The sequence below is a fragment of the Protofrankia sp. Cj3 genome, assembly GCF_917627355.1.
Lineage (GTDB): Bacteria > Actinomycetota > Actinomycetes > Frankiales > Frankiaceae > Protofrankia.
In genome coordinates this window covers 21,847-36,650 of record NZ_CAKJTR010000021.1, presented here as the reverse complement: position 1 = coordinate 36,650, position 14,804 = coordinate 21,847, and the positions used below count along the sequence as shown (strand labels likewise).

At 70.7% G+C, this 14,804-nt stretch carries 16 protein-coding genes; 5 read left to right on the top strand and 11 right to left on the bottom strand.

Features of this window, described 5'->3' with window-relative positions:
* From MJ783_RS04880 to MJ783_RS04850, 7 genes are all read right to left on the bottom strand, one after another.
* A partial coding sequence (locus tag MJ783_RS04880; protein WP_239308719.1) for a serine/threonine-protein kinase occupies window positions 1-1,280 on the bottom strand: 1,280 nt, incomplete at its 3' end.
* Entirely contained in the window at window positions 1,277-2,605 is a 1,329-nt protein-coding gene (locus tag MJ783_RS04875) for a phosphotransferase (RefSeq protein ID WP_239308718.1), read from the bottom strand. The genes MJ783_RS04880 and MJ783_RS04875, both read right to left, overlap by 4 nt.
* A complete protein-coding gene (locus MJ783_RS04870) occupies window positions 2,602-3,396 on the bottom strand; it encodes a hypothetical protein (RefSeq protein WP_239308717.1) in 795 nt (264 codons plus the stop codon). Before MJ783_RS04870 ends, MJ783_RS04875 begins: the two co-directional genes overlap by 4 nt.
* A 10-nt stretch (window positions 3,397-3,406) precedes the next feature.
* The gene (locus MJ783_RS04865; protein WP_239308716.1) at window positions 3,407-4,249 is read right to left on the bottom strand and encodes a vWA domain-containing protein; all 843 of its coding nucleotides are present in this window, start codon (window positions 4,247-4,249) and stop codon (window positions 3,407-3,409) included.
* Between the two features lie 32 nt (window positions 4,250-4,281).
* Window positions 4,282-5,028 carry a hypothetical protein gene (locus MJ783_RS04860; protein ID WP_239308715.1) on the bottom strand — a complete coding sequence of 249 codons (747 nt, stop codon included), beginning with the start codon at window positions 5,026-5,028 and terminating at the stop codon, window positions 4,282-4,284.
* 2 nt (window positions 5,029-5,030) lie between these two features.
* Window positions 5,031-5,273: a hypothetical protein gene (locus tag MJ783_RS04855; RefSeq protein WP_239308714.1), complete on the bottom strand. Its 243-nt coding sequence runs from the start codon at window positions 5,271-5,273 to the stop codon at window positions 5,031-5,033.
* 41 nt (window positions 5,274-5,314) lie between these two features.
* A complete protein-coding gene (locus MJ783_RS04850) occupies window positions 5,315-5,818 on the bottom strand; it encodes a hypothetical protein (RefSeq protein WP_239308713.1) in 504 nt (167 codons plus the stop codon).
* A 120-nt stretch (window positions 5,819-5,938) separates the two neighbouring features.
* Here MJ783_RS04850 and MJ783_RS04845 point away from each other — a divergent pair, with 120 nt between their 5' ends.
* Window positions 5,939-6,322 carry a response regulator transcription factor gene (locus MJ783_RS04845; RefSeq protein ID WP_239308712.1) on the top strand — a complete coding sequence of 128 codons (384 nt, stop codon included), beginning with the start codon at window positions 5,939-5,941 and terminating at the stop codon, window positions 6,320-6,322.
* On the opposite strand, the gene MJ783_RS04840 is transcribed toward MJ783_RS04845, so the two are convergent.
* Both MJ783_RS04840 and MJ783_RS04835 read right to left on the bottom strand, forming a co-directional pair.
* Window positions 6,214-6,951 carry a response regulator transcription factor gene (locus MJ783_RS04840; protein WP_239308727.1) on the bottom strand — a complete coding sequence of 246 codons (738 nt, stop codon included), beginning with the start codon at window positions 6,949-6,951 and terminating at the stop codon, window positions 6,214-6,216. The genes MJ783_RS04845 and MJ783_RS04840 overlap by 109 nt on opposite strands.
* Before the next feature lie 35 nt (window positions 6,952-6,986).
* Window positions 6,987-8,765 carry an ATP-binding protein gene (locus tag MJ783_RS04835; RefSeq protein WP_239308711.1) on the bottom strand — a complete coding sequence of 593 codons (1,779 nt, stop codon included), beginning with the start codon at window positions 8,763-8,765 and terminating at the stop codon, window positions 6,987-6,989.
* Window positions 8,766-9,243: 478 nt separating this feature from the next.
* Here MJ783_RS04835 and MJ783_RS04830 point away from each other — a divergent pair, with 478 nt between their 5' ends.
* Both MJ783_RS04830 and MJ783_RS04825 read left to right on the top strand, forming a co-directional pair.
* Complete coding sequence (locus tag MJ783_RS04830) at window positions 9,244-10,251, top strand: ATP-binding cassette domain-containing protein (protein WP_239308710.1); 1,008 nt, start codon at window positions 9,244-9,246, stop codon at window positions 10,249-10,251.
* Window positions 10,248-11,066 carry an ABC transporter permease gene (locus MJ783_RS04825; RefSeq protein WP_239308709.1) on the top strand — a complete coding sequence of 273 codons (819 nt, stop codon included), beginning with the start codon at window positions 10,248-10,250 and terminating at the stop codon, window positions 11,064-11,066. The genes MJ783_RS04830 and MJ783_RS04825 overlap by 4 nt, the downstream gene beginning before the upstream one ends.
* 553 nt (window positions 11,067-11,619) lie before the next feature.
* On the opposite strand, the gene MJ783_RS04820 is transcribed toward MJ783_RS04825, so the two are convergent.
* Window positions 11,620-13,197 (bottom strand): AAA family ATPase, encoded by a 1,578-nt coding sequence (locus MJ783_RS04820; protein WP_239308708.1) that lies wholly within the window; start codon window positions 13,195-13,197, stop codon window positions 11,620-11,622.
* Between the two features lie 212 nt (window positions 13,198-13,409).
* Window positions 13,410-13,622: a hypothetical protein gene (locus MJ783_RS04815; RefSeq protein ID WP_370651442.1), complete on the bottom strand. Its 213-nt coding sequence runs from the start codon at window positions 13,620-13,622 to the stop codon at window positions 13,410-13,412.
* A 216-nt stretch (window positions 13,623-13,838) separates the two neighbouring features.
* On the opposite strand from MJ783_RS04815, the gene MJ783_RS04810 reads away from it, so the two are divergent.
* The gene (locus tag MJ783_RS04810; RefSeq protein ID WP_239308707.1) at window positions 13,839-14,483 is read left to right on the top strand and encodes a dihydrofolate reductase family protein; all 645 of its coding nucleotides are present in this window, start codon (window positions 13,839-13,841) and stop codon (window positions 14,481-14,483) included.
* Window positions 14,484-14,531: 48 nt separating this feature from the next.
* A partial coding sequence (locus MJ783_RS04805; protein WP_239308706.1) for a hypothetical protein occupies window positions 14,532-14,804 on the top strand: 273 nt, incomplete at its 3' end.

The following is a 14,804-nucleotide window of genomic DNA, read 5'->3' as shown; positions in this document are numbered from 1 at the left end:
GACGCCGCCCCGACCGGATGCAGCGCCGTAGCCTTGCGTTCCCACCAGGTCCCGGTTGCTGCCGTCCCGGCAGGTGGGATGTTGCCCGGCCGGCGTGCCGGGGGCGGCGGCGCGGCCGGTGCCTGTTGTGGTAACCGGTAGTGCCCGGTGCCGAAAACAGTGGGTGGGATGCCTGGCCCCTGTGCCGTGGGCGGCGTCCGTGATGGCGCGCTCTTGGCCTGCCACCAGCTGGATCCGGGGGCGGCTGGTGGTGGCGGTGCCGCCTGCGGCGGAGGCGCCGCTCGCGGTGGGAGCGCTGGTGACGGTGACGGGGGCGGGGGTGTCACTGGTGGCGGTAGCGCTGGTGGCCGTGCGGGCGCTGCCGGTGGTGGCGCCGCGCGGGCGCTGTTCGTCCGCATCCACCAGCTGCCGCCCGCGGCCGGGGCTGCGGGCGGCGATCCCGACGCCACCGGAGTGGCCGGGGTGAGGGCCGATCGGGCCGCCGCCGCGAACCCGGACGCGGACGGATGCCGGTCAGCCGGGTCCTTCGCCAGGCCTCGCGCGATGACGGCGTCGAACGCTGCCGGCGCGTCGGGCCGCACGGCCGACAGGACCGGCGGCGGGTCCTGGATATGCGCCCTGACCACCCCGAGCCGCTCGGTGGAGACGAACGGCCTGCGCGCGGTCAGGCACTCGAAAAGCAGGCAGGCCAGGGAGTAGACGTCCGCCCGGTGGTCGGCCTGCCCCGACAGGAAGCGCTCGGGCGCCATGTAGTCGATCGAGCCGATCGTCGCCCCGTCCACGGTGATTCCGGTGCTGTCGACCACACGGGCGATCCCGAAGTCGACGAGGTAGACGAAGTCGGTGAGACGACCACGGCCCGCGCACAGCACATTGGATGGCTTGACGTCGCGGTGCACCAGCCCGTCGGTGTGCGCGGCGTCCAGCGCGGCGGCGATCTGCTCGACGACGCCGACGGCGGTCCGCGGGTCGAGTGGCCCGTCGCGCAGGACCGTGTCCAGGTCCGCGCCATCCACCAGGCGCATGTCGATGAAGAGCTGGCCGTCGATCTCACCGTAGCGGTGGATCGGGATCACGTGCGGCTCGCGCAGCTGCGCCGCCGTCTCGGACTCCCGGCGGAACCGCTCGGTGTACTGCGGGTCCCCAGCCAGGCTCGGGAGCAGGAGCTTGAGCGCTACCATCCGCTGCTGCCCAGTGTCGTACGCCCGGTAGACCTCACCCATCCCGCCGCGGCCCAGCAGTTTCTCGATGCGGTATGGGCCGAACATCCGCTGTGTCATGGTGCCTTCCCCGGTGGTTGTCGCCGCCGCCGTCGTCGTCGCCGGACCATGAGGACGAGAACGATCAGCGCTAGTACGAGGCCAGGCAGGGCCGCAACGACGGAGCCGGAGGAGATCAGAACGGCGAGATTGATGAGCGCACCGGCGATCAGGACACTGCCGAACACCCAGGCCAACGCCGTGACCAGGGCGGACAGGTACCGGCCCACTGCGCGCACCCGCCTGGCGTTGGCTGGCTGTGGCTGCGTGGGGGCCGGCCGCGCCGGTCCGGGCCGCGGCCCGGTCGGCTGCCGCCACCACGCGGGCTGCCCCGTCGGCTGGGGACCAGGCTGCGGGCGGGGCCACGACGGTGCGGCGGTGGGCTTGGCTTTGGGCTTGGGCGGCGCGGTGACCGGCGGGTGGACGGTGGTGCGCGTCCACCACGGGAGGGGTCCGGCGATCAGGCCTTCCAGGTCGCCGGTGGCCGTCCAGCCCGGGGCGCAGCAGGCTCGCAGCCGGGCTGCGAGCTGGTCGATCTGCGGGTCGTGCAGCCGCTCGACCCATAACCATGCCCGTGTCTGGTGTGGTGGCAGGTAGTCCTGGTGGCGGAAGAGCAGGTTCTCGCCGTCGTTGAGCTGCTCCCACTGATTCGGTTCGCGGGCGAGCGCCAGCAGCGAGAGATAGACGACGAGACCGGGGAAGGTGTCCATCCACGGGCCCCAGCGCCGGTTCTCCGGCTGGTAGTTGCGGTGCCCGCCCTCCGACGGCGGTGGGGAGCCGGTGAACGGGTCGATCCACGAGCTGTCGAAGTCAACCAGGCGCAGCCGGCCGGCCGTGTCGACGAGCACGTTGCCGTGCTGCAGGTCGCCGTGCGCGAACCGGGCGGCCTGGGTCCGGCGCAGCAAATCGCGCCATGAGCCGGCGAGCGTCTCCAGCGCCGCGCGGTCGTCGGCCTCGACGAGATCCTCGACATGCCGGTCGAGCGTGCGCCCGTCCACCCACTCCATCTGGACCATCGGCCAGCGCCGCCCGTTGACAAGGATCGCGCCGTCCAGCCACCGGCAGCTGGCGACGTTGCCGGTGAGGCTGTGCTCAGCGAACCAGGTGTTGAGCGCGGTGTAACGCTGCTGGGTGGAGGCGTCCTCGCGGGTGAAGAACCGCAACGCCTGCGCGGCGCCGCCGACCGTCGCCCTGAACACAACCGCTGTGCTGCCCGACGCCGGGACGGGGATGCCCAGCATCGGGTGCACGTCGAACTGGGCCTCGGCCAGCTCAGGCCGGTCGAACACGAGGCCGGGCCGCTGCACGGCCTTGATGTAGTCCTCGGCGGACGGATAGCTGGTCACAGGCCCATCACCAACGCCCCGGGCTCAGCTGTGACAAGCCGGACACGCAGCAGCGTGACATCGTCGTTGCGCATCCGCCCGGCCGCACGATGGTCGGCGACGATCGCCGCGAACACCGCGTTATGATCAATATCGGTGAGTGCCGCCCACAGTGCCCCCTCGCCGCGTCCGGTCTCCAGCAGCAGCCAGTGGGCCAGTGCGTCGGTGGCGACGAAGAGCACGTCGCCCGCCTGGACCTCGCCGCTGGCCAGCTCCAGGCCCTCCAGCATGGGGCCGAGCAGCTCCGGGCGGGTTCCTATCCCGTCGGGGGAGAGACCGAAGTCATCCACGCCGATCCGCGGGAAGTGCGTGAGCAGCCGGCCGGCCCTGACGTGGAACAGCACGGTGTCGCCGAGCGCGGCAGCCTCCCAGCGGGCACCGGGCCCGTCGAGGCCGGCGAGCCGGCAGCCCAGGAAGGTCGCGAACGACCCTTGCGTATGGAACTTGTGCTCCTCGATGACCGTGGCGAACCGCGCGGGCGCCCCGGCAACCCACAGCCGCTGGACCTGTTCGAACCAGGCGCGCAGCCCGTCGGGGGTGAGGTCGGGCCCGCTGTCGGCGACGAACGAGCTGACCAGGTGTTCCACCCAGCGGATCGCGTCGTAGGCCTCGGTGGCGCCGTCCACGACCACGCAGCGGGGCTCGACATCGGCGGCCGGGTCGCCGTCGTGGTAAGCGGCGGCGTCCTCCCATTCCGCAGCCGTGCCGCCCAGCTTCTCCAGCGAGAAACAGACAGAGCGAGCAAGGATCATCCGCGAATCCTCACCGGTCCCGGACGCCGGCGACCCGGGTACCGATCTCCAGGAACCACACGAGCGTCGCCAGGCCCGCGTTGAACACAAACCCGCGGGCGCCATCGGTGATCTTCACCCCCGCACCGCGCGCGTTCGTGACCATCGATGTCGGCAGCACACTGGAGATCGTGAACAGCTCGGGGCCAGGTTCGGGCAGCCCAGCAGCCGTGGCCGGGAACAGCACCTCGGGGGCAACCGTCGGCGACAGGAAAATGTTGAGCAGCAGCGCCCGGCCGTCACCGGTCTCGATCGAGGTCAGCCGGGCGGCCCACTCGGCGAGGTCGGCGCCGTCGTACGGGCTGTCGGTGACCATCCCGTCGGTGATGTTGATGATGATCGGGGGAAACGAATCGGGGTGGGCCGCCGCCCACCCGAACACGTGCTCGCCGGCCGCCGCGATGGCCCTGCACATCGGGGTGCGGTAGCCGAACACCGGCTCGACCCAGACCGGGAGCTGGGAGCCGGCGACTGCGTCGATGTCGTTGACGGCGTCGATCCGCAGCGGATTGTCGAACACCTGCGGGATCGGCACGATCGGCTGCCCGGCCAGTACTGGCTCGACGCCCTCGCCGCCCGCCACCGGGCAGGCGCCATAGCCGAAGACCCCGACGTCGAAGTAGTGCCGGGCCCGGCCGCCGACCTCCTTCGCCGACTTCACGCACAGGTCGAGCAGGATTTTGTTCACGGCGCGGGCGGCGCCCTCGGCGAGGGTGCCGCCACTGGACTGCCATGGCTGCTTCATCGAGTCGGAGCGGTCCAACAGGAACACGATGCAGCCGGGGTTGGTGCGGGAGAAGGTTTGCTCGTACATGCGTCCATCCGTCCTGGTCGGCGTGCTCCTGATCAGTGCGGTCCCGCGGTCGGCGGGCGTTTCCGGCGATGGCTCGCGACGACGGTGGCCGGCCACGCGGTCCCGGGCTGCCATGTCCACTCGTGGCCGTCGACACGGCAGCGGAACGCGTATCCAGCGCTGGTGTGCCGGACGTCGATGCGGAACGCGCCGCAGCGCGGGCACTGCACGACACGGGCGGCGTCGCGCAGTGCCGCGAGATCGCGGGGAACCGGGCGAGCCGGCGTGATCGCGTGGGTGTCCGCGGCCGGTGCCGGGGCGCCCCTGTCCCACCACTGCCCCGCGGGCGGAGCGCCGCCTGCTGGCTGCCCGACCGGCAGCACGAGCTGCACGGCCGCCGGCTCCGCGCGGTCAGCGCCCGGCCTGGAGGAGCGGCCGTCCAGCTCCAGTGGTTTCCCGCGATCCGATCCCGTGCTCCGTTGTTCCACCACCACCCCGCGCGCGGGGTGCCACCCACGGTCCGGTCCCGACGCCCGTCCGCGAGCCGGCTCCAGCGGCCGTCCGGAGACTGGAGCCGGCCGCACCAGCAGAATCGCGAGCGGCACACTGACGGCGACGGACCCAAAGATCACGGCAAGCGGGATCCACCAGACCGGGCGATCGGGGAGCAAGCCTTCCCCGGTAAACAGGGCCCAGCCAAACAGGGCCGCGGCGAGCGCGGCGAGCGCGGCGAGCGCCGTGACCGCGAGTCGCTGGAACGGAAACCACTCTTTCCGCTCCAGCCCAGCCCTCTGCGTCACGATCAGTTCGCTTTCGGCTCTGGCGCCTCGACCGACTCGCATCGCTTATCGGTGTCCGAGCCTGTATGGGTGTCCGAGCCTGCGAACCGCCTGCCGGCCGGCAGGCTCAGGCAGACACGCGTCTTCGCTGGCGTGGGAGACGAATCGACCTCCACGGTGACGGTGACCTTTGACGCCAGGTCACCACTCTTCACCGGCAGGATCGCCAAGGCGACGGCGCCGAACGCGATCGCCGCCGCGTACACCGGTGCCAGCGCCGGGTGCCGCCATAGTGCGCGGCGCTCCGTCACTGGCATGTGAACATAGCGTTGACGCTGCCCGAGCCGGTCCGGTTCGGCGCGGAGACGACCACCATGAAACTCCCACCACCGGAATAGCTCCCGCCGATACGGACGACCTCGCTCTCCCCCTCGTTGAGGAACCCGGACGACGGCGTGACCGAGACGCCCGACGCGGACGTGGCTTTCCAGCGGATCGCCCCGTGGTAGGCGGAGATCTTCAGCTTGCTATCGATGCTCGCGCAGTCGACGCGGCTAGTGGCATTCGTGCCCCGCTGCGTGACGTTCGGAGTTCCCGTCGAGTCCGCCCTCGTGCTCGTCGTCGTGCTCGTCGTAACCTCCGGGCGCACGCTCGTGACAGTCCCGCCTGTGCCGCCACCGCCACCGCCACCGAGCGAGCCGGAGCCGGAGCCGGAGCCGGAGTCGGAGCCGGTGGTGATCTGACCACAGGCAACGACGAGAACAACGATCGCGGCGAGCACACACGCGAGCACGGTCGGCACAGGCTTCATGGAAAGGAGTCTCAGGCGTGCCGGGGCCGGGCACATCGGTGCCAGCACTGGCTTACCGGACCGGTTTTCCCAGTGCTGGCACCGAAGCCGGCCTGAATATCGGATGCTACCGTCCGTCTGATGGACCGGATGGCGGTGGGCCGCGTCTTCATCGTCGACGACAGCGCGCCCTTCCGCACCATCGCCCGGGCGCTTCTGGAGAGCGGCGGCTACCAGGTCGTCGGCGACGCCGCGACCGGGGCTGAGGCACTGACCGGCGTGCCCGAGACGGGCCCCGACATCGTGCTGCTGGACATCGCCCTACCCGACATGGACGGGTTCAGCGTCTGCCGGGCGCTGCACCGCACGGCCCCCGGTGTCACGGTGGTGTTCTGCTCCGTGCGCGACGCCGAGCACTACGGCGATGCGGTCGAGCTGTCGTCCGCCGCCGGGTTCCTTCCCAAGTCGACGCTGTCGGCGGCCGCGCTGGCGCTGCTCGTGGCGCGTCGGGCCGAGCGCAGGTAGACAAGTACCGCGAGGACGCGGCGGTTGTGCTCGGCCTCGTCGGGCAGCGCAAGCCGCTGAAAGACGTTGCGGACGTGCGTTTCGACGGTACGCGTCGTCAGGTGCAGCTCGTCGGCGATCGCGGTGTTGGACCGGCCCTGCGCCATCAGCGTGAGGACCTGCCGTTCCCGCGGGCTGAGCTCGGCCAGCTCGTCGCGCCGGCCCCGGCCGCCGATGAACAGCGGGACGACCTCGGGGTCGAACGCACAGCCGTCGGCGGCCACCCGGCGGACGGCGTCCAGGAAGTCGGGCCCGGTAACCCGGTCCTTGAGCAGGTAGCCGACGCCGCGCGCGGTGTGCCCGACCAGCTCGTCGAGATGCGCGACTTCCAGATGCTGCGACAGGAGCAGCACGCCCGTCCCGGGGTGGCGCTGTCGCAGCAGCACAGCCGCGCGCAGTCCTTCCAGGTGGTGGGTAGGTGGCATCCGGATGTCGACGACCGCGATGTCCGGGCGGTGCCGCTCGACGGCGTCAAGCAGTTCGTCCGCGTTCTCGGCCTGCGCGACGACCGCGCACCCATCGCCTTCCAGCAGCTCGGCAAGTGCCACCCGGAACAGCGACGCGTCGTCGGCGAGCACGACGCGCGTCATCCCCGCGGCCGAGGTTGATGGAGTGGTTGCGGTGGTCACGGCTCCTCCAGAGGTAACTCGGCGTGGACGGATGTCCCGGCGTTGGGGAAGCTGCGCACGGCCAGCGTGCCGTCGAGCGCGGCAACCCGGTCGCGTAGCCCGAGCAGGCCGGTCCCGTTGTTCATGTCGGCGTTGCCGACGCCGTCGTCGGCGACGGTGACGAGCAGCCGGTTCCCGGCGGCCCGGACGTGAACGTGGACCTGGTTGGCGCGGGCGTGCTTCGCCGCGTTCGTCACGGCCTCGGCCGCGACAAAGTAGGCCGTCGCGGCCACCCGCTCTGGCAGCGGCGGCAACACGGGGCCGTCAACGACATGCACGAAGTACGCCGAGCGGGCGGCGAGCGCCCGGAGCGCGGGTAACAGCCCGGCCTCCGTGAGCACCGCGGGGTGGATGCCGCGGGCGAGTTCGCGCAGTTCCGTTATTGCCACGGCCAGCCCGTCGGCGGCCCGTTGCAGGAGCGCGTGGAGCTCGGGGTCGGGCGCTGCCGGACCGAGCTGCTCCCGCGCCCGCTGCAGAATCAGCGCGGTGGTGACGAGCTGTTGCTGGGCGCCGTCGTGCAGATCGTGTTCGATCCGGCGGCGCTGCTCGTCGGCTGCCGCGACGATGCGGACCCGGGACGCGCGGACCTCGGCAAGCTGGGCCCGCACCTCCGCGGCGAGCCGCTGATTGTCCAGCTCCAGCGCCGCGGCCGCCGTCACGGCATGCAGGACATGCCTGTCGGCGCGCAGCGCCGGGTCGTGCAGGAGCACAGCGACCACGCGCCGGCCGCGCCGGACCGAAGTGACCGCGTCGTCCGGACGGGGCGCGACGGGCCGTCCGTCGGCATCCAGGTAGTTGTTGGCGGAGCCGGGGCTGTCCAGGCAGGGGTAAGCGATGCGCAGCGTCGGGTCGCCGAGCACGCGGGCCAGCAGGTCACGTAGCTCGGCTGGCGGTATCCGGGGCAGCTGGAGCAGGAAGTCAGCGACGGCCGTGCGGCCGAGCCGGACACGCAGCGCGCCGACCAGGAAGGCCACCGGAAGCCCGAGCGCGGCGAGGTGGGCGACCTCGTTGACCAGCAACGCGCTCGGAGCGGGCAGCACCGGGTGGAGCAGCGACGCGACGCTCCCGACGAGCCCGACGCCGTACACCGGCGCGAGCACCCGACGGGCCGGCGGGGTGGCGACAAGCCAGCGCCGGACCAGCAGACCGGCGACGACCACGGCGAACACCATCTGCGCGCCGTTAAGCAGCATGTCCTGTGTCCGGGCCAGGTCGGCGACGAGCAGCAGGTTCGGCGTCACGGACCGGTAGAACGGGACGCCCACCGGCACGAGGACGAGCGCAATCACATACACGGCGCCGGTCACCACCCGCTCGGTGCGCGTCCGCAGCCGCCCCTCCGGGAAGGCCAGCAGGAGATGCAGGAAATACGCTGACGCCACACTCCGGAAGAACATCCCAGCGGTGTGCGGCCCTGGGGCTATCGAGACCTGCAGGTCTTCGGCGAACCAGGCGATGCCGGCCGTCACCATCCGCAGCCCGAGCGGGCCCGGCCGGCGCAGGTGCGTGACGGAGCCGGTCAGCAGATAGAGCCCGCCGACAAGGCCGGAGAAAAGGGTGCTGGTCGTGTCCGGATCCCGGCCGGCATCGGCCAGCCAGAGCACCAGCGCGCCGAAAAGCGCGCCCGCCACGGCAAACGCCGGGACGCCATACCGGTCGCGGGATCCGTCCCCGTGTCTGGTCGTGCGCGCGGCAAGCCCGCTCCGGCCAGCCGCCGCGGGGACGGCGTCGGTCATAGGGCCGCCGAGCCCTTCTTCCGCGGCGAACCGCCCCCGTGCATGATTGCGTTGGATCGCGCCCCCCGGACTCACCCGACCTGGCCGCAGAATCGATCAGGTCGCCGATCAATTATTAGCGAGGCGGTTACCACCGGCAAGGGGCGGCTCACTCCAAAGAACCCGCCTCTACAAAACCTGTTTGATCTAGAAGTCAGGTGTTATGCGCGCCACGCCGACGACGGATCGCGGTCCACAGCGGAACATGTGGATCAGGGCCTGACGGCTGGTACTCGGTCGTCCACACCATGTTCAGCGGCGCGCAATATCTTTAGATGCTCTGAGTGACCAGCGGTTGCCCGCCCGTCAGCCCCCGGCCAGGCTTCCATAACGCCGGGCAAAGTCCGTGAAACCATCCTGAGAGCGCGGTGAAACTGGTCACCCGCAGAGTGGTCACCCAGGGCCGGGCATCCGAGCACGGTTCGGAAGGAGCATCTCGATGACAGCCGCGGTCCACGCACGTGGCCTGGTCAAGACATTCGGTGGCCTGCGAGCCGTAGACGGCGTCGACCTTGATATCGACGAGGGCGAGATCTTCGGCGTGCTCGGCCCCAACGGCGCCGGCAAGACGACGATGTTGAAGATGCTCGCGACGCTGCTCAAGATCGACGATGGTGAGGGGTCGGTCTTCGGCATCGACCTCCGCCGTGAGCCGCACCGGGTGCGGCAGCTGATCGGCGTCACCGGTCAGTATGCCTCCGTCGACGAGAACCTCACCGCTGCCGAGAACCTCTGGATGTTCGGGCGCCTGCAGGGCCTGAGCTCACGCAGGTCACGCGATACCGCCGCGCGGCTGCTCGAGCAGTTCGGCCTCACCGACGCCGCGGACAAGCGGATCTCGCATTTCTCGGGCGGGATGCGGCGGCGGCTCGACCTGGCCGCGAGTTTGATCACTCAGCCTCCGCTGATCTTCCTCGACGAGCCGACCACCGGCCTCGACCCCCGGACGCGCGGGCAGATGTGGGACACCATCCGCGGCTTGGTCGCCAGCGGGTGCACGGTCCTGCTGACCACGCAGTACCTCGACGAGGCCGACCAGCTCGCCGGCCGGATCGCGGTGATCGACCACGGCCGCAAGGTGGCCGAGGGCACACCCGATGAGCTGAAGACCTCGGTCGGCAACCTGACGTTGCGGCTGCGCCTGGCCGCGGACGCGGATATGTCGCTGGCCGCGGACGTGGTGCGCCGCCAGCTCGGTGAGGAGCCGGTCCTCACCCCGGAGTCCGGGCAGCTCAACGTCCCGATCGAGACGGCCGACAGGGTGGCCGACGTGCTGATCGGGCTGCGCCAGGCGGGTGTCCACGTTGCCTCGGTGGGCGTCGACAAGCCGACTCTCGACGAGGTCTTCCTCGCGCTCACCGGCCACGGCAGCAGCGAGAGCGAGCGGGCGGACACGACCGAGCCCGAACCCATGCGTGCGCAAGCCCCACAGGAGATGGCCCGATGACCACGATCACGATCGACTCCCGGGCTGCGGTCGCCCGCGCCCAGAGCCGGCCCAGCCCGGCGGACACGTTCCGCCAGATCATGATCATGGCCTGGCGTGCCACCAAGAAGATGCGGCGCAACCCGGAGCAGTTCTTCGACGTGACGTTGCAGCCGGTCCTCTTCACGGTGATGTTCGCCTACATCTTCGGCGGGGCGATCTCCGGCGATGTGAAGAGCTACCTGCCGCTGATGATCCCCGGTATCCTCGCGCAGACCGTGCTGACGACCAGCATGGCCACCGGCACCCAGCTGCGCGAGGACATCGACAAGGGCGTCTTCGACCGGTTCCGGTCGCTGCCGATGGCCCGGATCGCGCCGCTGGCGGGGCCGATGGTCGCAGACCTGCTCCGCTACACGATCGCCGCGACGATCACCTTTGCCATAGGCATCGCGATCGGCTACCGGCCCGGCGGCGGCGTGCTCGGTGTGGTCGCCGCGATCCTGCTCGCGGTCTTCACCGGCTGGTCGCTGGCCTGGGTGTTCACCTGCCTCGGCACCGTCGCGCGCAGCGCCCAGAGCGTCCAGGGCATCTCCATGATGATCATGTTCCCGTTGACGTTCCTGTCGAACGCGTTCGTACCCGTCAACACCCTGCCGGGCTGGCTGGCCGCGTTCGTCAGGGTCAACCCGGTATCGCACCTGGTCTCCGCCGACCGGGACCTGGCCAACGGCGCCCATGTATCCGCGGAGGCAGGCTGGACGCTCGTCGCCAGTGTCGCCGTGATCGTGGTGTTCGCGCCGTTGGCCGTACGGCTCTACAAACGGCACCTTTAGAGCGCCCGGCAATAGGGGACGCGGCGTCGCGGGGCCAGGGCACGCACCTCGCCGCATCGCTCCCCGTCCATCACTGCGCGATGCACGGGTACCCCGGCTCGTCAGTCGCCACCCAACACCTCCGGTGGCTCCCTCCGTCGCCTCGCGCCGCACGCACCCCAGCCCCGCTCCTTGATCCACGCCCCTATTGCCGGGCGTTCTTAGAGGCTCCAGCAATAGGGCGTTCGATCAGGGAGCGGCGCCCGGGCGGATGGATCGCGAGGCGGCGGAGGGAGGCGCCATTTCCTTGCGGCACGTACCCGGACCGTCGATGAGGGTGCCCGCCCAGATCACCCGCTCATCCATCACATCCGCGCGCCCGTGGCGAGCTCTGGCTGAGTATCAACGAGGCCCCTGCGGCCTGCTCAGGCCCCGTCGACCAGCGGGCCATCGCCGGACCCACCGCATCGCCTCGTTGTCAGCTACCGTGCCCTCCACAGCGAGCTACTGATGATCGAGCTGTGTCGGCATGGCTCGATCGTCCCGGACAGCCCCGTGTGCCCCTCACGGCGCATCAGCCGGTGAGGAGGGTGATGGTGCGGCCGGCGGGACTGGCGGTGGTGGTGAGGGTGGTGCGTTCGTCGATGCTGGGGGCACCTCGGCGCTGGTCGAAGATCACCAAGGTGCCGGTGGGGAGGCGGAGGCGGTCAAGATAGCGGTCGACCTGTCGGAGCCCGGAGGACAGCGGGTTGGACCGGCCGGTGCGCCAGGCCTTGATCTCGATGCCTTCGCGCTGGACGCGCGGGATGCCGTCCGGGGTGGTGTAGGGCCAGCGGAGGTGGAGGTCGATGCGGCCTGAGCCGACGGCGTACTCGCGTTCGACCACGCCGGTGCCGTTGACGGCGCGCTGGAGGTAGCCCATGAGGATGAGCTGGGCCGCGGCTTCGTTGTAGTAGCCGCGGCTGGTGAGGAACTCGCCGTTCTCGACCCACCAGTCGGCGAACTCCGAGAGGACCTTGGGCAGGTCGAACCCGCCGTCTGGGCGGACGAAAGTGCGCGGGTCAGCGGTGACGCTCTCCTGGATGCTGGCGGACAGGACGCGGACGATGACCTCGCGGTAGATGGGGTTCGCGGCCCTGACCGGGGGGTTGGGGGCGATGAGGCCGAGGTCGCGGACGTAGCTGAGGTCGTCGTCGTAGGGGTCGAGGGCGAGCGGGTCGCCAGCGATCAGCGGTGCGATGATCCGCCGGACGCGGGGTTCGGCGAGCCTGGCCGTGAGGGAGTCGAGGTGGGTGGCGCGGGTGAGGATCAAGCGCTCCTTGGCCTGGTCGAGGTGTTCGACGGTGATCGGTTCCGACGCGGGCACGCCGATCTCCTCGACAACCTCCTGGGCCAGGGCGTTGACCAGCCACGGCTGGCCGCTGGTGAGCTCGTAGGCGTGGTCGACGGCGCCCGGGGCGAACTGCTGGCCGGTGTCGGTGGTGTGCTGGCCGTAGAGGTCGGCCACCTCGCCTGGGGTGAAGTCGCCGAGTCGCAGCGACTTCAGCTTGATGTTGAACGGGCTGGATGTCCCCAGCCGGGACGCGTCACCACCTGCCGCAGCCTTATAGTCACGGACGTCGCGCAGGCCGCAGAGGACGACCGAGACGGGGAACGGGGCGGGACGGCTGTTATAACCGTCGCGAAGCTGGCTCAGGATGCTGATCAGACTCTGCCCGCGCAGCGCGTCGATCTCGTCGAAGAACAACACCAACGGCCGGGGGCAGACTTCGGCCCACTCGCGGAGCGCGGTGCCAAGCAGTGCCGCCGCGGGTGCCATGGGCCAGGCCGACGGGCGAAGGTCGGGTGGCAGCTGCCACCGGGCAGCTTCTTTGATCCGTTGGAGGATACCCAGCGTGGCGGCGCCGAAGTCGTCGCCCGCCGCGCGGGCCGCCTCGCAGGAGAAGTGCAGCGCGGCGTACCGGCCCTGGGCGGTCAGGTCGCTGGCGAGCGCGCGCAGCGCGGTCGTCTTGCCTGTCTGGCGGGGGGCGTGCACGACGAAGTAGGCCTTGAGATCCACCAGCCCGGGCACCTCCGGCAGCCGGGAGAGCGCTGGGATCATGTAATGCTCCACCGGCAGGCACGGACCGGCCGTGTTGAACCGACGACCCATCGATCCCGCCCCTCCAAGGCCCGGCGAATGGTTCTTGCTCCGCGTACCACCCTACGCGTGATCGACGATCTACAGCCGCTACCGCCTGGCCGGCTGGTGCGGAGGTCGTGAGTGCCTTCGCCGCACCGGCCGCGTCCGGCGGTGCGGAGGGCGGTTCCTGCGTCGTCACGCAAAGGCCGTACGGGCCAGGTGGTGGGCGATGTCGCGGACCGTCATCCCACACCCGCGTACAGCGAGATCACCGTGTCCGACAGGCCCCGACCCGCCGCTCGCCCTTCGGGATCAGCCTTGGCTCGAACCTCCCCGCCCGCCCCCTCCCCCGCCCCGCGCATAGCCCAGATGCGCATCGAGTTCGGCCGCGGGCCCCGCTCGAGAACCTGCTTGAGCAACCCGGACAGCAGCCCGCCCTGCCCGGTCAACTTCACCCCGCCGTCCTCCGACCCGGCCTGCGCGAGAAGCGCCGCGACCGCGGCCCCTTGTCCTTCTATCGCCTGGGCCTCCGCGACAGCAGGATCGCGACCTGCGGCAGCTGCCTGCGGACGAGGCGGTCGACGAGTGCGCAGCCGCGTCGCGGCGATGAGTCTGTCGGCACGCGGGTCTACCTTTCAAGCGGGACCACCACCTCATCAGGGAGTACGGGCATGGGCCTCATCCACATCGAGCTGTTCGCCACCCTCGACCTCGTCGCGCAGGCACCCGGCGGCCCCGACGAGGACCCGGTCGGGTTCCCGTTCGGCGGCTGGCAGGCACCCCTGCTGGACGAGGTCACCGGGACGCAGGTCGGTGCCGCGTACGAGGGCACGGACGCCCTCCTGCTCGGCCGGCGGACGTACGACATCTTCGCCGCCTACTGGCCGAACCAGGATGGCGGCGAGGACAACGAGATCGCCACGCTCTTCAACAGCGTCCCGAAGTACGTGGCCTCCCGCGGCCGGCCCGACCTCTCGTGGGCCGGGTCCACGCAGCTAGGCCCTGATCTGGCCGGCGCGGTGCACGAGATTCGTGACCGGCACAGGCACGTGAAGGTCGTTGGGAGCCTGAACCTGGTGCAGACTCTCCTGCGCGAGAAGCTCTTCGACCGTCTCGACCTCTGGGTGCACCCGGTCATCCTCGGCGTCGGGAAGAAGGTGTTCGACGGGGGCGCGGTGCCCACGAACGTCACCCTCCTCGAACCGCCGGCCGCCAGTCCGCGGGGCACCGTGTACCTGCGCTACGGACTCGCCGACGGCACGCCCGGGACAGGAGACATGAGCGCACCCGATCGCGGTGTCGGACGCGACGGCTGAAGCCGCCCCGCGCCAGGTGGGTCCGTGCCGCCGGCGGTGCATCCGCCCATGACGCGCGGCCTTGGCATCCTGGTCGAGGACATCATCACGCACGCTGCCGAACTGGTGCTCGCCAAGCCGCGGTTCGCCGGGCGCTCCATCCCACCGGCGGCCTTCGCCCCACCGGCGGCCTTCGCGGCGAGCAACCGCTCGACGCTGTTGCGGGACGTGGTGGCCCGGCAGCCGGGAGTACGAACCAGCCTGGCCGCCCGATACACAGACGACCTCATCCGCCAGCCGGAGGAGCTACGCGCGTTGCTCGGCGATGGCGCGGCCTGGTCA

What these genes read in the sequence shown, in the direction of transcription:
- MJ783_RS04870 (WP_239308717.1), bottom strand. Translation starts at nt 3,396, where the DNA reads ATGATCCTTGCTCGCTCTGTCTGTTTCTCGCTGGAGAAGCTGGGCGGC.
- MJ783_RS04865 (WP_239308716.1), bottom strand. Translation starts at nt 4,249, where the DNA reads ATGTACGAGCAAACCTTCTCCCGCACCAACCCCGGCTGCATCGTGTTC.
- MJ783_RS04850 (WP_239308713.1), bottom strand. Translation starts at nt 5,818, where the DNA reads ATGAAGCCTGTGCCGACCGTGCTCGCGTGTGTGCTCGCCGCGATCGTT.
- MJ783_RS04845 (WP_239308712.1), top strand. Translation starts at nt 5,939, where the DNA reads ATGGACCGGATGGCGGTGGGCCGCGTCTTCATCGTCGACGACAGCGCG.
- MJ783_RS04840 (WP_239308727.1), bottom strand. Translation starts at nt 6,951, where the DNA reads ATGACGCGCGTCGTGCTCGCCGACGACGCGTCGCTGTTCCGGGTGGCA.
- MJ783_RS04835 (WP_239308711.1), bottom strand. Translation starts at nt 8,765, where the DNA reads ATGACCGACGCCGTCCCCGCGGCGGCTGGCCGGAGCGGGCTTGCCGCG.
- MJ783_RS04830 (WP_239308710.1), top strand. Translation starts at nt 9,244, where the DNA reads ATGACAGCCGCGGTCCACGCACGTGGCCTGGTCAAGACATTCGGTGGC.
- MJ783_RS04825 (WP_239308709.1), top strand. Translation starts at nt 10,248, where the DNA reads ATGACCACGATCACGATCGACTCCCGGGCTGCGGTCGCCCGCGCCCAG.
- MJ783_RS04820 (WP_239308708.1), bottom strand. Translation starts at nt 13,197, where the DNA reads ATGGGTCGTCGGTTCAACACGGCCGGTCCGTGCCTGCCGGTGGAGCAT.
- MJ783_RS04810 (WP_239308707.1), top strand. Translation starts at nt 13,839, where the DNA reads ATGGGCCTCATCCACATCGAGCTGTTCGCCACCCTCGACCTCGTCGCG.